Here is a 15684-nt window from a genome sequence, read left to right on the forward strand (position 1 = left end):
GATCCAAAGAGTTTAGCCAGTAACAATTCACTCAATGTTTGGTTTTTCGAGGATATCTCAAAACTACTCGTCAAGGCGTTGCTGAAACTCTCAAGGTGCGTGAAGGGTGGCAAGAGCCTCTCCAACTGCAGCGGAGTGTACCGACCAACTGTTTGCATGGACATTTTCTTTGCCGATCGACAGTCAATCGTTCCTCTAACGTCAGAAAATGGTGAGGGCACTGGAATAAAAGACCAGTCGATTCGATCAATGGGATTGCGACTGATGCTTACTCGCGAATTCGATTTCGTCCAAGAGCGACGTCATGTTGTCGAACAATTCGACATCGTAATTCGAAAGCTGGCGGGGCTGCTTCTGGAAGACGGCAACGCTTCTTTCCAGAAGTTGCCTGGCTCTTTCGAGCCTACCGGCTTCAAAAAGTGAGTCCGCAGCGAAATACGCGAGCTCTGGTTGTTCCCAGCTTTCAGTCAGAATCTCGTAGAATTGTGCTGCTTTCTGAACGCCCGATGTCTGCCAAATAGCTGTCCCGAAGCCGATATAGCATCGCGGATCAGTGGGACGAAGAGTGACAAGCACCGAAAGCATTGCAGCCCCGGTTTCACTTCTCCCATCTTGAATTTCTTGTATTCCCTGAGACAACAGGCAGTCGAATTCTCCATCGCTCAACGAATCGGAGCCTGTAGCTGTTGCCGACGAAGACTCGCTCGGACGATCGGTTTGTTGAGCACGAGCCGATCGCAGCTTCTTCATGGCTTGAGCATCTACAAGACGCTCAAAGGCTCTCAGGCCCTGTTCATAATTCTCCTGATAGGTCTCAGTGGCCTGCTTTAACAGAGACTTCAGTTCTTGGCGATTGAGAACTGCTTGCAGAGTCGAGTGATTCGCGACCAGTCCGCTCCTTTCGCTTTGAGAAACGACATCGTCGATGATTTCATCACCAAGCTGAGGAGAAGTGATCATGGAATCCGCACTATTGGTTGAGCAAGTTGAGGAAAAGGTCTTCACTGATATGAGCACGATCTCGATACGAGAACGGCGGAATCTTCTCTCTCTTGCAGTAAGCCAGGAGGTTTCAATTGTTTCAGTCGAATTCCCTTCCGAACTTTGCCGGTCTCGTCAGGTGTCGCAAAACGAGATTACCGGCAGTAGAAATGACGTTCGAACGTCTGGAAGCCTGCAAGAATTCCGCTGAACGAGCGTTCAATGAGTGTCTGTACGGAAAAACCAACCACTCAATTCGCTCGGCAATTCGGCCACTTTCGATCTCGATTTGCAGCAGATCTCGCAGGAGAAGTTCTGATGTCCATGAGTAACACCTCATCCCTCGACACGATTCGACTCCCCTCAGCGACAGATCTTGCGAGCGATAACAATGTCGAACTTGATACTGATCGGTCGGACAACCAGGTCTCAGCGCGCACACGTGCATCAATTGGCAGTTTGACGACCAAGGAACGCAGCGAATCTCTTGCAGCCTCCGAAGAATCGAATCGATGGGAAAACGCCGGGCTCGTATCGCTGTTCTTGGGAGCTGCCTGCTTCATTGTAGGTCTCATTCTGACAACGTACGCACTTCCGCTAATCATCTCAGCATCAGTCCTCTTCTTGATCAGCGCAGCACTCTTGGCCAAAGCTCACTACGTCGATAAAGCCAATGATCCTGCGTTCACATCGAAGGATTTACATAACGGCTACATGCAAGGCGGGACAAAATTTCAATTGTCGATGAATCAAATCGCTCGTGATGCACAATCCGGAATTGCTGTTCTCGACACCTTGTGTGACGGCGGTTCTGTCGCTGAACTCCGAACACAGATTCATGAACAACCTAAACACGAAATGGATGGTCAACGGCTTGAACATTATCAACTCGTCCGTCCGCGAAGGTTCATCCATCTAGAGGTTTCAGGCCGGGACCAGTCAGTCCTGCTCGCCGTGCACGAAGCGGTCTTGCTTCAGGGTGTTTGCGAGCGTCGGAACATTGCACCAGACATGAGATTGAATCAGGAAATTGACGAGATTAAGAAAAGCCGCTATTCCGAGATCATTTTCGAGTCCAGCGAAAACTCAGATACAGAGACGCAGCTCATCGACCGGAGCGAGTTGAATTTCTCTTCCCCGACTGCAAGCGAAAAGTCAGACATAACTTCGTTTACGAGTCCACAGTTAAATGCCCGCCCTTTTTCACCAAGCAATTTGCGAACACTCCATAAGTTTGCCCCTACACAGTTACCTTTCAGCCCGAGAGAATCTGACGAATTCGAATCCGGCGACTCGACAAAAAATTCGTATGACAGTGAACAGTCCGTCGGCTCGCTAATTCTCGACCACGATGACCTGACGGATCTCAGATTAGATTTCATGTCCGGGAATCATTTGCAGAACGTATGTGCACAGATTCGTGAATGCACGTTCGATGTCGTGGTCGATGCGGACAGTTTTTCCGGAACTTCCGTGGGCGAACTACGAACGCAGCTCGATGACTACATAGATCGAAGTTCCGGCAGCACAGGTTTCGGTCAGAAGTACGCAAAGTTTGATCGACTGCTCAACGGTCCAGCCTTCGAAAATGATGATGAAGACCCACGACCTCTAATGAAGACAGTCCTTAAGGTCTTTGCGCTTCAAAAACTCTGTGGAGAAAAAGGGCTCGGATTGGATCGTCAGAAACTGTCCGATGCCAGATTGCTTGAAGAGTACCAAGCAATTCAATCGTCTGGCTTTGAAGAGCTCATCATGTTGGGACCGTCACAGAACGAAACTGACAAGTCCAGAGATTTTGCTCCCATGAGGTCTGAGTCGGAGACTTGGGATTAGTTGAAACAAGAATTGTGCGGACAAACACAATTTTCACTGAGAAGTCGCCAGTTAAATCCGGGGCACTCTGCAATTAAAAGTGTTTTTACGACTGACCAAACCGAGACTCGCCGCAGGTAGGCAGTCGGTTGCGCGGCAATCAAGTCAAAAGAGTAAATCAATGAGTCGGTCTATTTCGTCTACCCAATCTGATTTCGTCGAGAACATCCAGTACTCCGAATTCCAGGATCGACCGTCGACTGACTTTTCCAGAAGCGTCGAACAAGACCTGGAGAGCAAGGCTCACTCGCGATTCAACTCAGCCAAGCATGATGGATTAGTGATCCCATCGTCGTCGACGCGTCCTCTCAAGGAACGTGTCGAGGTGATGCTCGAAGGATTGGACCAACTTAAACCGCGAGCGGCAAAATTGGGTCATCACTTCCAAACTCAAGTCAATGAGTTCGGCTCAATTGTCAATATGTTGAATCGGAATGGATCGTTTGAGAATGGCCTGAAAGAACAAATGGGGCGTCCCCATATAGCTGCAGAACCGCTTCTTTCGAAGTTTGAAGGCCTTGGTGAAAACCTGAAGGCCATGGCAACGATTCTGGAAACACTCACTAAGCCTCGCGAACTGGGTGGCTTCGAGATGTCAAAATCGGATGCTTTCGAATTCGCACAGCAGAGCTTCTGGGATGATGGAAAGACGAAGGAAGATCTGAATCTGATTGCTGAAAAGTTAAAGATCATCGGAGCCGAAAAGCACTCGTGGGCGAAGTCGAGCACGTCCTCCAGAAAGATGTACCAACATCTTCACACTCAACTCGACGAGTTCAATGACCACCACGACGATCTGCAACTCGGCAACAATCCCGCCATCATGGATGCTATAAGCAGAGTAGAGATCAATGACTTCGGCAACGGCGTCGATAATGTCGAAGAAAGCGGTGAAAATCTCGGAGCGATGGAGCAAATTGCACGACGCCTTGATGCAACTCGTGAAGCAATGATCACCTACTCAGATGAATGCGGCCTGAGTGACATTCAAGTCCACGCACTTCTCCGTGCGGATCTTTCCGATCCTTCACGGATCGATCCGAACTTGCTGAAGAAACTGCAGGAGGGATCAACATCCTACGAAGACGCCGTCCGCCAAATCGCTGATCAAAACTTGTCAGAGCGGGACCGAGCACACGCTCACGAAGAAGTGGTCCATATCAAGATTCAAAGCCCCAAGGTCTCTCACCAGCCTCCTCCCCCCAAGGGACCGGATCCCTACACAGAGCTTTTGGCCCGACCGGTCGCCCAAGGGGGATTTGGAATGACCAAAGCCAATGCGAAGAAGCGCAGCTCAGAACTTTTCGCATTAAAGCAAGAGTTAGGTTTCCGAAGTAACCGGGAATTCGAAGCTGCCCTCAGGGAAATAGGCGGGACGATCTCAAACACTCGTTGGACCACATTGAACAGTACCGTCATGAGCAATATTAAGTCCCAGCTTCAGCGAATCGCGAACGAGCGACCGGTACGTGATCGCCTTCAGCAGTGGGGTGTTCCGCCAGAACATGTCTCAATCGTGAAAGCGATCGCAACGAGCCAGGTGCAAGACTCTGAAGGAGACGCCGACGAATTTTTCTCGTCGTTGGCTAACAACGATCAACGACTTCAGACGGTGCTCAATCAATACGCAGACATCCACCAGAACTTTATGGATGAATTGACTCGCCCTGTGCATGCGAGAGGCTTCGGGATGGATCAGAATCGGGCAGAGCGAGTTTTCACAGCCATTGCTCAAGGCAAGTTTGAGCCGATCGAAGATACGTTTCAAATGCGCCGCCTCTTCAACGAGTTCAATGCCATCGGCACGGTCGGACACCTCAAATCGCTATATCCGACACAAGTATTCTCGACCAACAAGGAAGAGATGGCACCGTCTGTTAAAGTTGGGCTGGACCGCGAAAACCTGCAGCAGCAATGGGAACAGCGGGCTCTCGGTATGAGCCGCAGTGGCTATACGAATTGGGTCAATGCTTACTCGGAAAGACAAGCTGCCAGCATCCGAGCATTCCTCAATTCTGTTCAGTAACTTTTCGGTACTCTCGCTGCGAATTCTCGTTCGACACCGCTTTGATGAGCATCAATGCGTATCAAGCTCGCAGGTGTTGGACCTGAAGTGTCGTGGCAATCTCAATTGAAACAGTGTCGAATGAATTAGCTAAAACACTGAGCATCGACATCGTAAATTGTTACAGGACGTCGACGATGTACTCTTCGTAAAGATCAGGACGATGTTGCTGGATTGCATTGACCAGAATTGCCCCGTTTTCGGAATCATTCTTGAAAATCCGGGACAGATCGCTTTGATCAATCAATGGCAGAAACTGGGCGAATAGCTGACCGTTTCTAGCCTCGAGGTCCTGAACGACCAACTCTGTGAACTTCGGCGATCCCAACATTTCTCTGGAAGCGAATGCTTCGAGGAATCGATGAACGTAGTTGTCTCGGTGAGACTGCATCTGCCGGAACGTGTTTTCATCCCAGCGACTGACAATCCGACCGTTGGCGATCTTTCCTGACTGGATGTCGCGAATATGAGATTGCAGGGCTTTCAACCGACCGACTGCTGCATCAAGTTCTTCCGGATTCAGATGACCGTCCTTCAGGCACTCGCGAAGTTTCTGCGGTGTCATCGCCAGGACCTTGTTGGCAGTTTTCACGTCAATCAAGGCCGGAAGGTTTTTCGGTATGTTGGGTGAGTGAATTCGATCGAGAGTCGCCTTCGAAAAGTCTTTGAAATCGGATCCGAACGAGATGTCGTTGTCGACGCCTCGGGGCACGTAACCTTGATCAGTTTTTTCGAAGAGGATGTCATCAAGTGTTCGATCGACTTGTCCGGACAGCAAATCGAAGATGTGAGCATTGGCCAGCCGCTCTTGCATCACTGGATTTGCGAAATCAACCTCGGCCCACCCAACCATCCCTGGCTTTGTCAGCCACAATTGACCGGAATCCATGAGGTCTTTGACGATTGTTTTCTTTTCCTTGTCAGATCGACCAGCGAGCACGGATTGCAGGTCGAGGCTCTTCCCGTCAGGACCGGGCTTAGTGCCGACACCGATTCCATGCATCGGATTAAAAATGACTTCCAAGGCTGTCTCTGCACTTCGAGAAAGCAAGTCGGGAACGTGCCCCATTTTGATTGCTGGTGTGCCGTGAACGAACTGTTGAACGGTCCCTCCTGAATCACCATGAACTGCATAGTTCGTTGTCGGCACGAAATCCATTCCGAGTGCCTGGCAAAGTCCAGAACTTGCCACAGCTCGCCCGGCAAAATTTGATTCAGCGGGATCATCTGGAATGCCCGAGTTTGCGCCGATCAGAGAGACGTCGTTGTAAATGCAACTCTTCTTAAAGGCGAATTCTCGACCACCCTGATAGGTCACCCGATCAATACTGGACATGTTACCTGAAGCAATGTCATGCTCTGCTTCGGATTCGTACTCCGGGACAAACAGCGACATCGACATGTCGACGCCTGTCAGTTTTTGGTACTTCGCGGTTCTTACCTCTCTCGCCAGATCGTCTCCGACTTGGTTCAAACCATCGATGAGATTCAATGTTCCCTGGATACGAGACTCAATTCTGCGATTATCAGAAGCAAACTGTGATTTCAACGCCTTCTTCTTGGCGTTCTTCCACTGTTGATGAATGAACTTGTTGTTGTTGATTCCAGAAACATCTTGTTCGTACTTGTCAGCTTTGTTGCCGCTCTCTTTGAGTTTCCGCTGAAGAAAAGAGACCGCCTGCTGCTTGATTGCGTCGGTCGCTTCGATCTTTTCCGACGACGAAAGTTCCGCCGTTTGCATTAGAACATTGTATCGTTTCAACGAGTTGATCAATGCTTTGTAATTCCGACTAAAGATGCCTCCCTTTGCTTTCCCGGCGATGTCTGCGAATCGAGTAGCGTTCACATACTCCCGGGCATCCAGAGACTCAACGTGAGAATACTGTGGGGCCTGCTTAGGTGCTGCAGCTGAAATCGACGTCTCTTCTGGAACGTTCGCCAGTTGATCGCTCTGCACACCTCGACTTCCGAATAGAGACATTTCAAACTCTCAATGTAAGTTGGTCGTCCGGATCCGGACTCTCTTCTACGACACCTGCGAAGGCTTCCTCTTGAATGGCACGCATCCAAAATTCGGCGAGAGATCGAAAACTTACGATCAGGCCAATCACCGCCTCTGAATCCAGATGACACGTTAGTTCCTGATAAGCGAGAATCACTTTGCGACTTGCAGGGACGACACCAAACGTCGCCCCACCGGTTCCGGACCACATCACATTTGCTTCGAGTAGCAAACTTTGCACTTTAGGAAGATCTCGCTCAGCGATTTCTCCGAGTTCATTGTGAAAGACCGCAGCTTCGGTGACTTCGTCATAGGAGATGGTGACATTGACGAGTTCATCCACCTCAAGAGTTCCAATACCATCCGCGTCCAATGCGAATCCGGGAACTCCCAAGACCTTTCCGACCTCGCTGATTGTTTCATGAAAACTAGCCAAGCGATACCTCCAAGATTTCACAATTAGATCTCTGACTCGCCAATTCGAATGTGAGCGATCCTAATGCAATCGGATAGTCTGTTTAGTAATCACGATTTGGTTCCGAGACCGAACCGTTCACGCCAACCTTGCTTTTGCTTCGGCGACTGAGGTGGAACATATTCGTCCATTTCTTTAATGGCATTATTTAGGGTCACGTAGCTGTTGTAGTCATTGGCGATTGTGGTCAGCTCACTAATCATCGTGCTGTAATGATCATCCAATTGACGAATCGAGTTTAGCATGAGCTGCTTGGGATCTGATTCGCTTTGTTCGTCAGCTTCCACTTTCGAAACGGCAACCGGCTTGTCCTGCCCTGGGTTCCAGTATCCGTGGATGTCGGGGAGGAGAGATTCATGATTGACTTTGCTCCACAAATTCCGCACTTCTTTCCGTGCTTCACGCAACTTGTTGATATCCTGATGGATATCATCGTTGGTGGCTTGTAAGAACTCGACATCTGAGTTTTTGTAGTTCTCCGGAACTGGCGTTTCCTCCATAGCTTCCACCAAATCGTTTCGGAATCGGCGGGCGTGACGATTGTCGATCGGAGCTTCGTCCATGGCTTTCGTGGTAGAGATGGCTTCGTCTTTTGAAAGAACTGTTTGAGCGATCGCCGCCACAGTCGACTTCGTCTTCGAGATCCACTGTGCATGTTCTCGTGCTTTGGCCTTCAGTGTCTGATCATTACCGTCGATCACTGGCGAGAAGCGGACCGTCGAATTGTCTTCGTCCGTTTCATCGAGCCGAAGTTGCATCATTCGTCCAGCGTTCCAGAAATCTTCGATGTTGGACTCGAAGTCGGAGATCACGAGCTTCGAAAGGTGGGATGTTTCATCGTTTGCAACTTGCAGATCGTCTTTCTTGATCTGACGCAATGGATGAGTTATTGCCTGATAAGTTTCGATCTTCTTTTTCAGTTCTGATCGATGCGTGTGGACATAGGCTCTAGCAGTCGTCAATTGCAGTTTCTGATTCTCCGTGGGGTTCGGAAGTGAATCGAGTCGAGCCAGTTCAGCCTCTTTCTCCGCGAAGACTGCGTACTCAGCGAGTATATCGGGACACGAATGCTGCCAGGCAGCCATCTGTTTTTCCTGTTCGCCCGTGAGCAACATTCTTGTGTCCCATGCAAACCTATTCGCAATGCCGGAAACATCCAGATCGTCTTTCGCGTCAACTTCCTTACGATTCGATTGAGATGCTGCCTTCTCAATCTGATCATCGAGAGCGGACGTACGATGCTCCTGTTCTTTCTTGTCCATCTCCTGAGTTCGAGTGCGAATTTTTTGCAAGTGAGGGAGTTGTCTTAGCTGTGATTGAGCCTCATTGAGACTGATGCTTTCGACAAAATTTGTGTAGTTCTTGACGACGTCTCCGATCTGATTCGCAGCTCCAATCACGGCAGAGCCAATTTCCGATGTCGAAGGAACCCCGTCTGCTGTCAACGGGTCGTGATCAATATCGTCGAGCTGATCAACCAGGTTTTTAATACCTGTGACGTCTTCTTGAAGCTTATTCGCGAGGTCCTCAAGATTCTGCCTTTTGACGTTGTCGACGTTTCTCAGTCCGTTTGCGTTGTCAACAGACTCGCGTTGTCGCTGGAACTCTTCAAACTCATCGAATGCCTGTAGATGTTCCTTCAGGTCCTGGATTTTCGCTAGTTTCTGATCGTCAAACTGATCCGAGAACTGATCGATCACATTGGCCAGAAACTCGCTGTTTGTTCCGACTTTGCCTCGTTCAAGGCTGGGCACGGTTCCTCGAAGCACCTTTGACTCCAGATCTTGTAAATCTGGAAAGACTTTGAGACGTTCTTTGAACTGTTGCTCAGCCTGTCCACGCTCGGCGTGATCTGATTCCATCTTCCGATGTGCCTGAATCAGATTGCCAATGAATTTGGTCGACTTCTTTCCAAAGTTGACATCATTGAGTTCTTCTGGATCGTTCAAGCTGTGAATGAAGCGATGGGCATCGCGCGTATTGAGATTCTGGCGGGCGTCTTTGTTTTGATAGAGGTCAGCTTCCTCGTTGAGAGAACCAAGCATTTGGTTGACTGTTTGATCAAGTGTCTGATCGTATTCGTCCTGATGCTCGTGCTGTCCTTTCCAGGATGTCTTCAGAAACTCAAGAAAGCTTTGAGAACTATTGTAGTCTTCGAGCGTGGCCGCGACTTTATCAATCTCGTCCTGGGTTATGTTGTTTCCAACTGCTTGTAAGCCATCGGCGTCCTTCTCCGCGAAGTCAGCGGGTTTCAGCGTGCGAATGACTCGTCCCAGACTGCGGCAAATATTCTGCTGCCGCACGTCGTCATTCAGGTTTTGAGCTTCCTGCGCGAGTCCAGTCCCATTGACGAATTCGTTTCGATATTCCTGATTGCTTCCGCGAAGAATACTCAGAAAGTTCGCATTTCTCGTGAGTGCTCGAATCGCCGCATGCTCGATATTCTTAGGATCAACAAGTTCCCCTCGTTCATTCGCCTTGTCGACTTCAGCTTGAACTTCTCGACGTACGATACGCTGAATTTCTTCCCCAGCTTTGTTAGAACCTGAATTTCGAATGGCGTTGTAGGCAAATGCCCAAGTTCTAGGATACTTTTCAATCGGTTTAGCGGGGGTAGGGTGCGCGCCTTCACAAATATCGAGCACCAAATTCGCTAAGGGCGAATTGTTCTTCCGTTGACCAACAATGTCTTCTTTGTTTCTTCCAGCATCCCAGCCTTGCTCCGCCAAAATTCGTTTGTCCGGGCTCGCTGATCCGAGAAAATTCTCGACGATATTCTGATTCTCTGCCTTCACTCCTTTCAGGGCGAGTTGCTTCATCTGTTGAACCATGCCTTTATTGATAAACGACGCCCGATCGTATCGTTGGTTCACGGTATATCCTGCATCGGGGGCGTCTCCGTCGAGTTTGACATGATGGGTCGCGACGTATTCTCTCACAGCTGAATTCGACTGATCCTCGATGTAATTCAGCAATGCCTTAATCGAATTCTGATTCTTCAGAATGTTCAAGGGAGTCTTATAGTAATTGGAGTCCGACGCACCAAGCCAACGAAGCAGGCAGGTGTATCCACTTCGCAGCTTCATTTTGAAGCTGCTTTTCGAAGTAAGAGTCGGATTCTCACAGTCTCGATTATATGCAAACTTCAGAGCATCGTTCTTGCCACGCGTGTCGACGCTATCTAGTGCCTGGAAACCTGACATGGATGATTCCTTAGAACATGGAGTTGAAATTGGACTCTTGTGTTTCGAGCGAGATGCGAATTAAACGCGGAGTCCGCTTTCTTCAATGTCTTCGACTACAGTTTCAGCCTCGAGGCAATCTGTTTCGTCACGAACCCACCGATCGAATCGATGCGTGAAGTCAAGAAAATCGTGAATCACCTGGTGAGTGACTTCTGGCGTAAACTGTTCAAGATCGGTCATTCTCGCGAGTACAATCGATTCTCCGTCCGGCATCAGACTGAGAGAGAGATCATCGGTGGTGCTCAAGAACAAATTGGCTTCGAGAACTCGCGTCAGAAAGTGGTCTCGTCCGTCTTTAGGAACACTTCCGATCAGCATCCACATAATGATTTCCTCAGTGTGCGGATGTTGCAGAAAATTGATGAGATGGCCCGTATCCACCTCGAGCGTAAAAACATTGTCTTCATCTGAAATTGGGGTGCCGAGACCCACTTCCTCACCATACTGGGTGAGCACCGACTTCATTGATTGTTCACATTCGAGAGTAGACATGAAATTGCCTTGCCGATTGGACTTACAGTCACGTGGATGTATTCAAAGGTCTGGGACATTGCCGATGACGTCCCGACAAACCGATGGCATGCGGATCGGTTGAGTGAGAATTTCGGCGTATCACCGTCACTCGGAAGAGTGAACGGATCCGGCCGGTGAACCTTGCAGCGGGATAAATTGCGGAGGAGAGCCGACAGTGATTCGGAGCCTGTGGCAATCTGCACGGAGCGTAGCGATGCCGTTAGCCTTCCCAGCGGTTCACACTTCTGGGTAGAGAAACTGAGAGCTAGAGTCTTGGTCTGAGCGGGAGTGGTTTGGAGGATCAAAAAAGAGCAAACGATCCCTGAGTAGCCTGCTTGAAGTTTCTATTCGGGATAGAGTGCGTCCGACTCTTCATCAAACACGTAGTCTCGGCGGTCCCACGGATTCAGTGAGATCCTCTGAGTCCGGACTGGTTTCTGATCCTTCATCACTTTGACAAGATAATCACCTGGATAGAGTGACAGGTTCGTATCACCAGTCACGTCAATATCACCCGTGGTCGGCGGTGATGGTGCGCCTGGATAAGGAACATGCGTCAAGACAAGGTGCGAATCTTCTTCCAGCCCGCGAATACGAATTCGAGGCGCGCCAACGACATTGTCCCAGAGCAGTCCAACGATGAAAGGGGAATTCGCTTGAGGTGGAATTAACGTCACAACCAGCAAAGCCAGACAACACGCTATCGCAAATCCCTTCAGGAGCCGTCGATTCTTCCATCGCTTTTCCCAACGTCCAAGTTCACCCGAACGTAAGGAATTGAGGCAATCCTGCAATTGCGTCCGAACTTCTTCGATAGAATTCGGCCGTCGAGTTGGTGACTTTTCCAAGAGATGATGGACAAGATTGGCCAGCGGTACGGGAACCTGACGATCAACTTTGCGGAGGTTTGGAACGTCTTCGTCACAGACTCGACGCATGGCTCCGAGTGGAGTATCCGCCTCAAATGGAGAATGCCCCGTCAACATCGAATAGATGAGCGTCCCAAAGCTGAACAGGTCAGACTTTTCATCAATCCGCTCTCCGCGCGCCTGCTCAGGCGACATGAATTCCGGCGTCCCTGTCACTTCTCCGGTATGTGTTAGCTGATGATCATCAGCGTCTCTGGCAATTCCGAAATCCGCGATTTTCGGCCGTTGATCACTTGAACGGAGCAGAATGTTGGCAGGCTTTACATCGCGGTGCAAAAGGCCGCACTTGTGAATCGCATGGATTCCGTCAGCAACCTCGGCACAAATCTCTAAACACTCTTCGATTCCGACAGCCCCATGTTGCCGAATTCGATCTTCCAACGACTGACCGACAACGAATTCCATGACAAGGTAAGGGCAGTGGCGATGCTCACCTGATGCGAAAATCTTCGTAACACTGGGATGGTCGATCGTGGCTAGCAACTTCGCTTCTCTGCGAAATCGCTCACGAACTTTTCGAAATCGACTTAGTGCCGGGTCGAGAATCTTAATCGCGACAATTCGCTTCAAGCGTGAATCGAGTCCTTCGACAACGATACTGGTTCCGCCAGTGGCGACGACCTGCAGGATTTCATATTCATCGAGGCAACCAAGGCTGGAAGGATATTGGGACGGCTGCAGAAGTTGATGGAGGAAAGTTTCCGTTCGCCCCTCTTCATCATCACGATCTGTGTATGAATCGTCGTCTGCGAATTGAAGCTGATTGACTTGAATGGAGTTGTGAACTCGAATCAGGTCTTCAATCGATTTCTGAAGTCGATCATCGCCGCCGCATTCGGATTCGATATAGCTTGCCTGAACAGTCCCCGCCGGAATCAAGATTGCTCGACAGAAGATCTCAATCTCGTCAACGGAACTTTGATTGCTTTTCATTCTACGGCGTTAGCTGCTGAGGTCAGTCGTCAATGTTTGACAACTCTCGATTGTCACGATTTCAGAGTGTGACTTTTGAGTTGTTATTATAAGAAATCATGCAATGCGGCATTTTGGGTTTGAGAGAAGTCACTGCTTCTGATTCAACAACGGAATCGTCGATGATCAATTCACTGAGGTTCGTCATCTCGGCGAACTCTTCAAGCTTGATATTTTCTAGTCGGCACTCATCAAGCGTTAGACTTCGCACTTGTTTGAGACCAACGAGTTCTCGAAACGATGACTCATCAAAATTGACGCCGCGAATTCGGAGAGATGTCAGGGACTTTAGCTCTCGCAATGAACCAATGCTTTGTCCTTCGAACGAGTTGACTGCCTCGTTCTTGATTCCGCTGACACCGATTGACTGAAATTTCTGATTCACAGCGACCTTTTTCCACAGTTGATCGGTCAGTTGCGGAGACTCAAGCTGAAGTGACTTCAAGTTGGGCAACACTGCAAAATGGTCGACACACGCAGGTGTCAGGAATCGTGAGGAGAGTGTGAGAGTGGTCAGTTCTTCACATCCAGAAATAGCTGCTAAGTCCTCGTCATGGAGTGGACAATCGACGATTGACAACGACTCGAGATTCGGAAGTTCGCTCATGACTTTGACGAAGTCCAAACTGTTTGGACTGTAATTCAGAGAGAACTGATTCAGAAGCACAAGGGACTTTAGTTCAGAGACTTGCTCGAACGAGGTCTCGACAACATTCGCCAGTTCTAATTGTCGCAAAGTGCGAATTTCACCGAGTGCGGAAATAATCGATCCGGTCACCCGTGAGTTCGCGATGTGAATTGACTGAAGACGCGAACACATGGACAAAGATTGAACGAGTTCGAGCAGATCTTCTTCTGGAAAGTGCTCAATCTTTGCTGAGAGTAAAAAGCCGCCATTCGTCGGGAGGTCAGTAATATTTGAAGCGTCCAGACTGTTTGAAGATGCAGTTTCTCGAAACTGAACTTTTCCTCCTTGCTCCAAAATCCACATCGCTGCAAACAAGTCGGGATCACTTTCGAGAGGGATTTCCTCGTGATTCGACCAGGGCATAAAACGGTCTGACTCCTCGACAACGACTCTGGTCCGAACGTTTCCTTCGAGCAAGACTTGTGTGCAATAGACAGGGCGATTATCCAGAAAGCCGGTCAAATTGTAGTGTCCTGCCGGCAGATGAGCTTGAAAGCTTCCCTGTCTCGAAACCGTTCTTCGAGGGAGTTGAACTGTGAACACCATCTCTGGATTTCCAGTATCAACAGCGAGTAGTCCCGCATTTCGGAAGTAAGGCATCCACGGACCGAGCGGATTGAATCGCTGGAGAAAGACCATTCCAAAGACTGAATAGACACCAAAACCGAGCGTGAAGACGAGGAAAGCAACAAACGCTCGTTTTAGATAGGTCTTGGGCTGAGTTGGTCGCATCAATGTGCGAAACGACGCGGTTTCGACGACTTGCTTTGGCTCATGTGCTGCAAAAACTTGAAGCAAATCGGTCGCTGACTGAAACCGATCCTCAGGATCTTGTTCCAGAAGCACGTTGGTCACATCGCCAAACCACTCTGCAAAGTCCTGAGGCTGATGAATGTTCTCAAGGGATGCCGTTTTCTTTGCAGAATCTGTCGACGCTTTGTCAGCGAGTTTGGACCGGAGTTCCTGAAAGATCTGTCCCAAGCGATAAAGATCAGATCGAACATCCGGTGAACCTCCATTTCTGATTTCAGGCGGTTCGCCAAGTTGCGATTGAGACGTCAACCATTCGTGGACGAACTGAGTTCCGGTAGCGAGGCGAGGGAATGGGAGGCCGGAGATTTTCGCCGTCTTTCCCAACTCATCTACAAAAATCTCGCTGACATTGACGGGACCGAGAAGCATTCCACTTCCATGAAGATCGCACAAAGCCATCGTGATCTGATTTGCGATCCGAAATGCTTGATCTGCATCAAGTTGCCCTGCGACAGCCAGATAATTGTTCAGAGTCGTTCCGCGAACCGCTTCAATCACCACGTACGGAACGTCATTCTGCTCACCACCACCGACGACTTGTGCGAGATAGGAACTGGAAAGCGTTGCCAAAGTCGACCGAGTCGCCAGGAACTCATTCCGAACTTCATTGTCACTCTGCGATTCACGTGTCAACGATTTGATCAGTACAACGCGATCGAGTGTCGAATCAAACCCCAGCATCATCAGTGTTTGCTGATTCGCCCGCAGGACTCGAAGAATTTCGTAGTGATCGACTCGTCCAATTGAATCGGCATGCAGACTCTGATTGAAAAACGTCAACTCAGAAATGTCGACATCTCTCTCCGATTCGGTCGGAGTTGCGAGCGATTCGAGCACTTCAATTTTCGTAAGGGCTTCTTCGATCTGTTCTCGAAACGCATCTGTGGAACAAGCTTGGCTGAGAAAATCGTGGCGTTCCAAGCCGCTCTCCAAGCTGAGAGCTTTAATGACAATCGTTGTTTCGTCCATGACGGTGCCAGTCGCAAGAAGAAGTAATCCAAGCTTTTAGAAGATCTCATCCGATCTCTTCGTGTGTCCGGATTGTCATGAAACGCTACGAATTTGGGAAGTTGATTTCGGCAAGAAACTGGTCGTCCGAGAAAAGTCATTACAGCGTGTAGACTGC

At 49.3% G+C, this 15684-nt stretch carries 9 protein-coding genes; 2 read left to right on the plus strand and 7 right to left on the minus strand.

The annotated features are described in order from the left end of the window. Positions 1–246: 246 nt before the first annotated feature. Positions 247–960 (minus strand): hypothetical protein, encoded by a 714-nt coding sequence (locus AB1L42_RS01270; RefSeq protein WP_367050333.1) that lies wholly within the window; start codon positions 958–960, stop codon positions 247–249. Between the two features lie 339 nt (positions 961–1299). Here AB1L42_RS01270 and AB1L42_RS01275 point away from each other — a divergent pair, with 339 nt between their 5' ends. Together AB1L42_RS01275 and AB1L42_RS01280 are read left to right on the plus strand one after the other, a co-directional pair. Further along, positions 1300–2817: a YrhK family protein gene (locus AB1L42_RS01275; protein ID WP_367050335.1), complete on the plus strand. Its 1518-nt coding sequence runs from the start codon at positions 1300–1302 to the stop codon at positions 2815–2817. A 160-nt stretch (positions 2818–2977) separates the two neighbouring features. After that, positions 2978–4882, plus strand: a complete 1905-nt coding sequence (locus AB1L42_RS01280; RefSeq protein ID WP_367050337.1) for a hypothetical protein — start codon at positions 2978–2980, stop codon at positions 4880–4882. A gap of 160 nt (positions 4883–5042) precedes the next feature. On the opposite strand, the gene AB1L42_RS01285 is transcribed toward AB1L42_RS01280, so the two are convergent. The 6 genes from AB1L42_RS01285 to AB1L42_RS01310 form a co-directional block, all read right to left on the minus strand. Then, a complete protein-coding gene (locus tag AB1L42_RS01285) occupies positions 5043–6902 on the minus strand; it encodes a hypothetical protein (protein ID WP_367050339.1) in 1860 nt (619 codons plus the stop codon). Between the two features lies 1 nt (position 6903). Continuing rightward, positions 6904–7359, minus strand: coding sequence for a type III secretion system chaperone (locus AB1L42_RS01290; protein ID WP_367050340.1), 456 nt, complete (start codon positions 7357–7359; stop codon positions 6904–6906). A gap of 89 nt (positions 7360–7448) precedes the next feature. Further along, complete coding sequence (locus AB1L42_RS01295; protein ID WP_367050341.1) at positions 7449–10601, minus strand: hypothetical protein; 3153 nt, start codon at positions 10599–10601, stop codon at positions 7449–7451. 60 nt (positions 10602–10661) lie between these two features. Continuing rightward, the gene (locus tag AB1L42_RS01300; protein WP_367050342.1) at positions 10662–11135 is read right to left on the minus strand and encodes a type III secretion system chaperone; all 474 of its coding nucleotides are present in this window, start codon (positions 11133–11135) and stop codon (positions 10662–10664) included. Positions 11136–11500: 365 nt separating this feature from the next. Further along, positions 11501–13018, minus strand: a complete 1518-nt coding sequence (locus AB1L42_RS01305) for a serine/threonine-protein kinase (protein ID WP_367050343.1) — start codon at positions 13016–13018, stop codon at positions 11501–11503. A 61-nt stretch (positions 13019–13079) separates the two neighbouring features. After that, a complete protein-coding gene (locus tag AB1L42_RS01310; protein WP_367050345.1) occupies positions 13080–15527 on the minus strand; it encodes a protein kinase in 2448 nt (815 codons plus the stop codon). Positions 15528–15684 lie beyond the last annotated feature (157 nt).

The organism is Thalassoglobus sp. JC818, assembly GCF_040717535.1.
Taxonomy (GTDB): domain Bacteria; phylum Planctomycetota; class Planctomycetia; order Planctomycetales; family Planctomycetaceae; genus Thalassoglobus.

Coding starts and splice junctions, on each gene's coding strand:
- AB1L42_RS01270 (WP_367050333.1), bottom strand. CDS start 960: ATGATCACTTCTCCTCAGCTTGGTGATGAAATCATCGACGATGTCGTT.
- AB1L42_RS01275 (WP_367050335.1), top strand. CDS start 1,300: ATGTCCATGAGTAACACCTCATCCCTCGACACGATTCGACTCCCCTCA.
- AB1L42_RS01280 (WP_367050337.1), top strand. CDS start 2,978: ATGAGTCGGTCTATTTCGTCTACCCAATCTGATTTCGTCGAGAACATC.
- AB1L42_RS01285 (WP_367050339.1), bottom strand. CDS start 6,902: ATGTCTCTATTCGGAAGTCGAGGTGTGCAGAGCGATCAACTGGCGAAC.
- AB1L42_RS01295 (WP_367050341.1), bottom strand. CDS start 10,601: ATGTCAGGTTTCCAGGCACTAGATAGCGTCGACACGCGTGGCAAGAAC.
- AB1L42_RS01300 (WP_367050342.1), bottom strand. CDS start 11,135: ATGTCTACTCTCGAATGTGAACAATCAATGAAGTCGGTGCTCACCCAG.
- AB1L42_RS01305 (WP_367050343.1), bottom strand. CDS start 13,018: ATGAAAAGCAATCAAAGTTCCGTTGACGAGATTGAGATCTTCTGTCGA.
- AB1L42_RS01310 (WP_367050345.1), bottom strand. CDS start 15,527: ATGGACGAAACAACGATTGTCATTAAAGCTCTCAGCTTGGAGAGCGGC.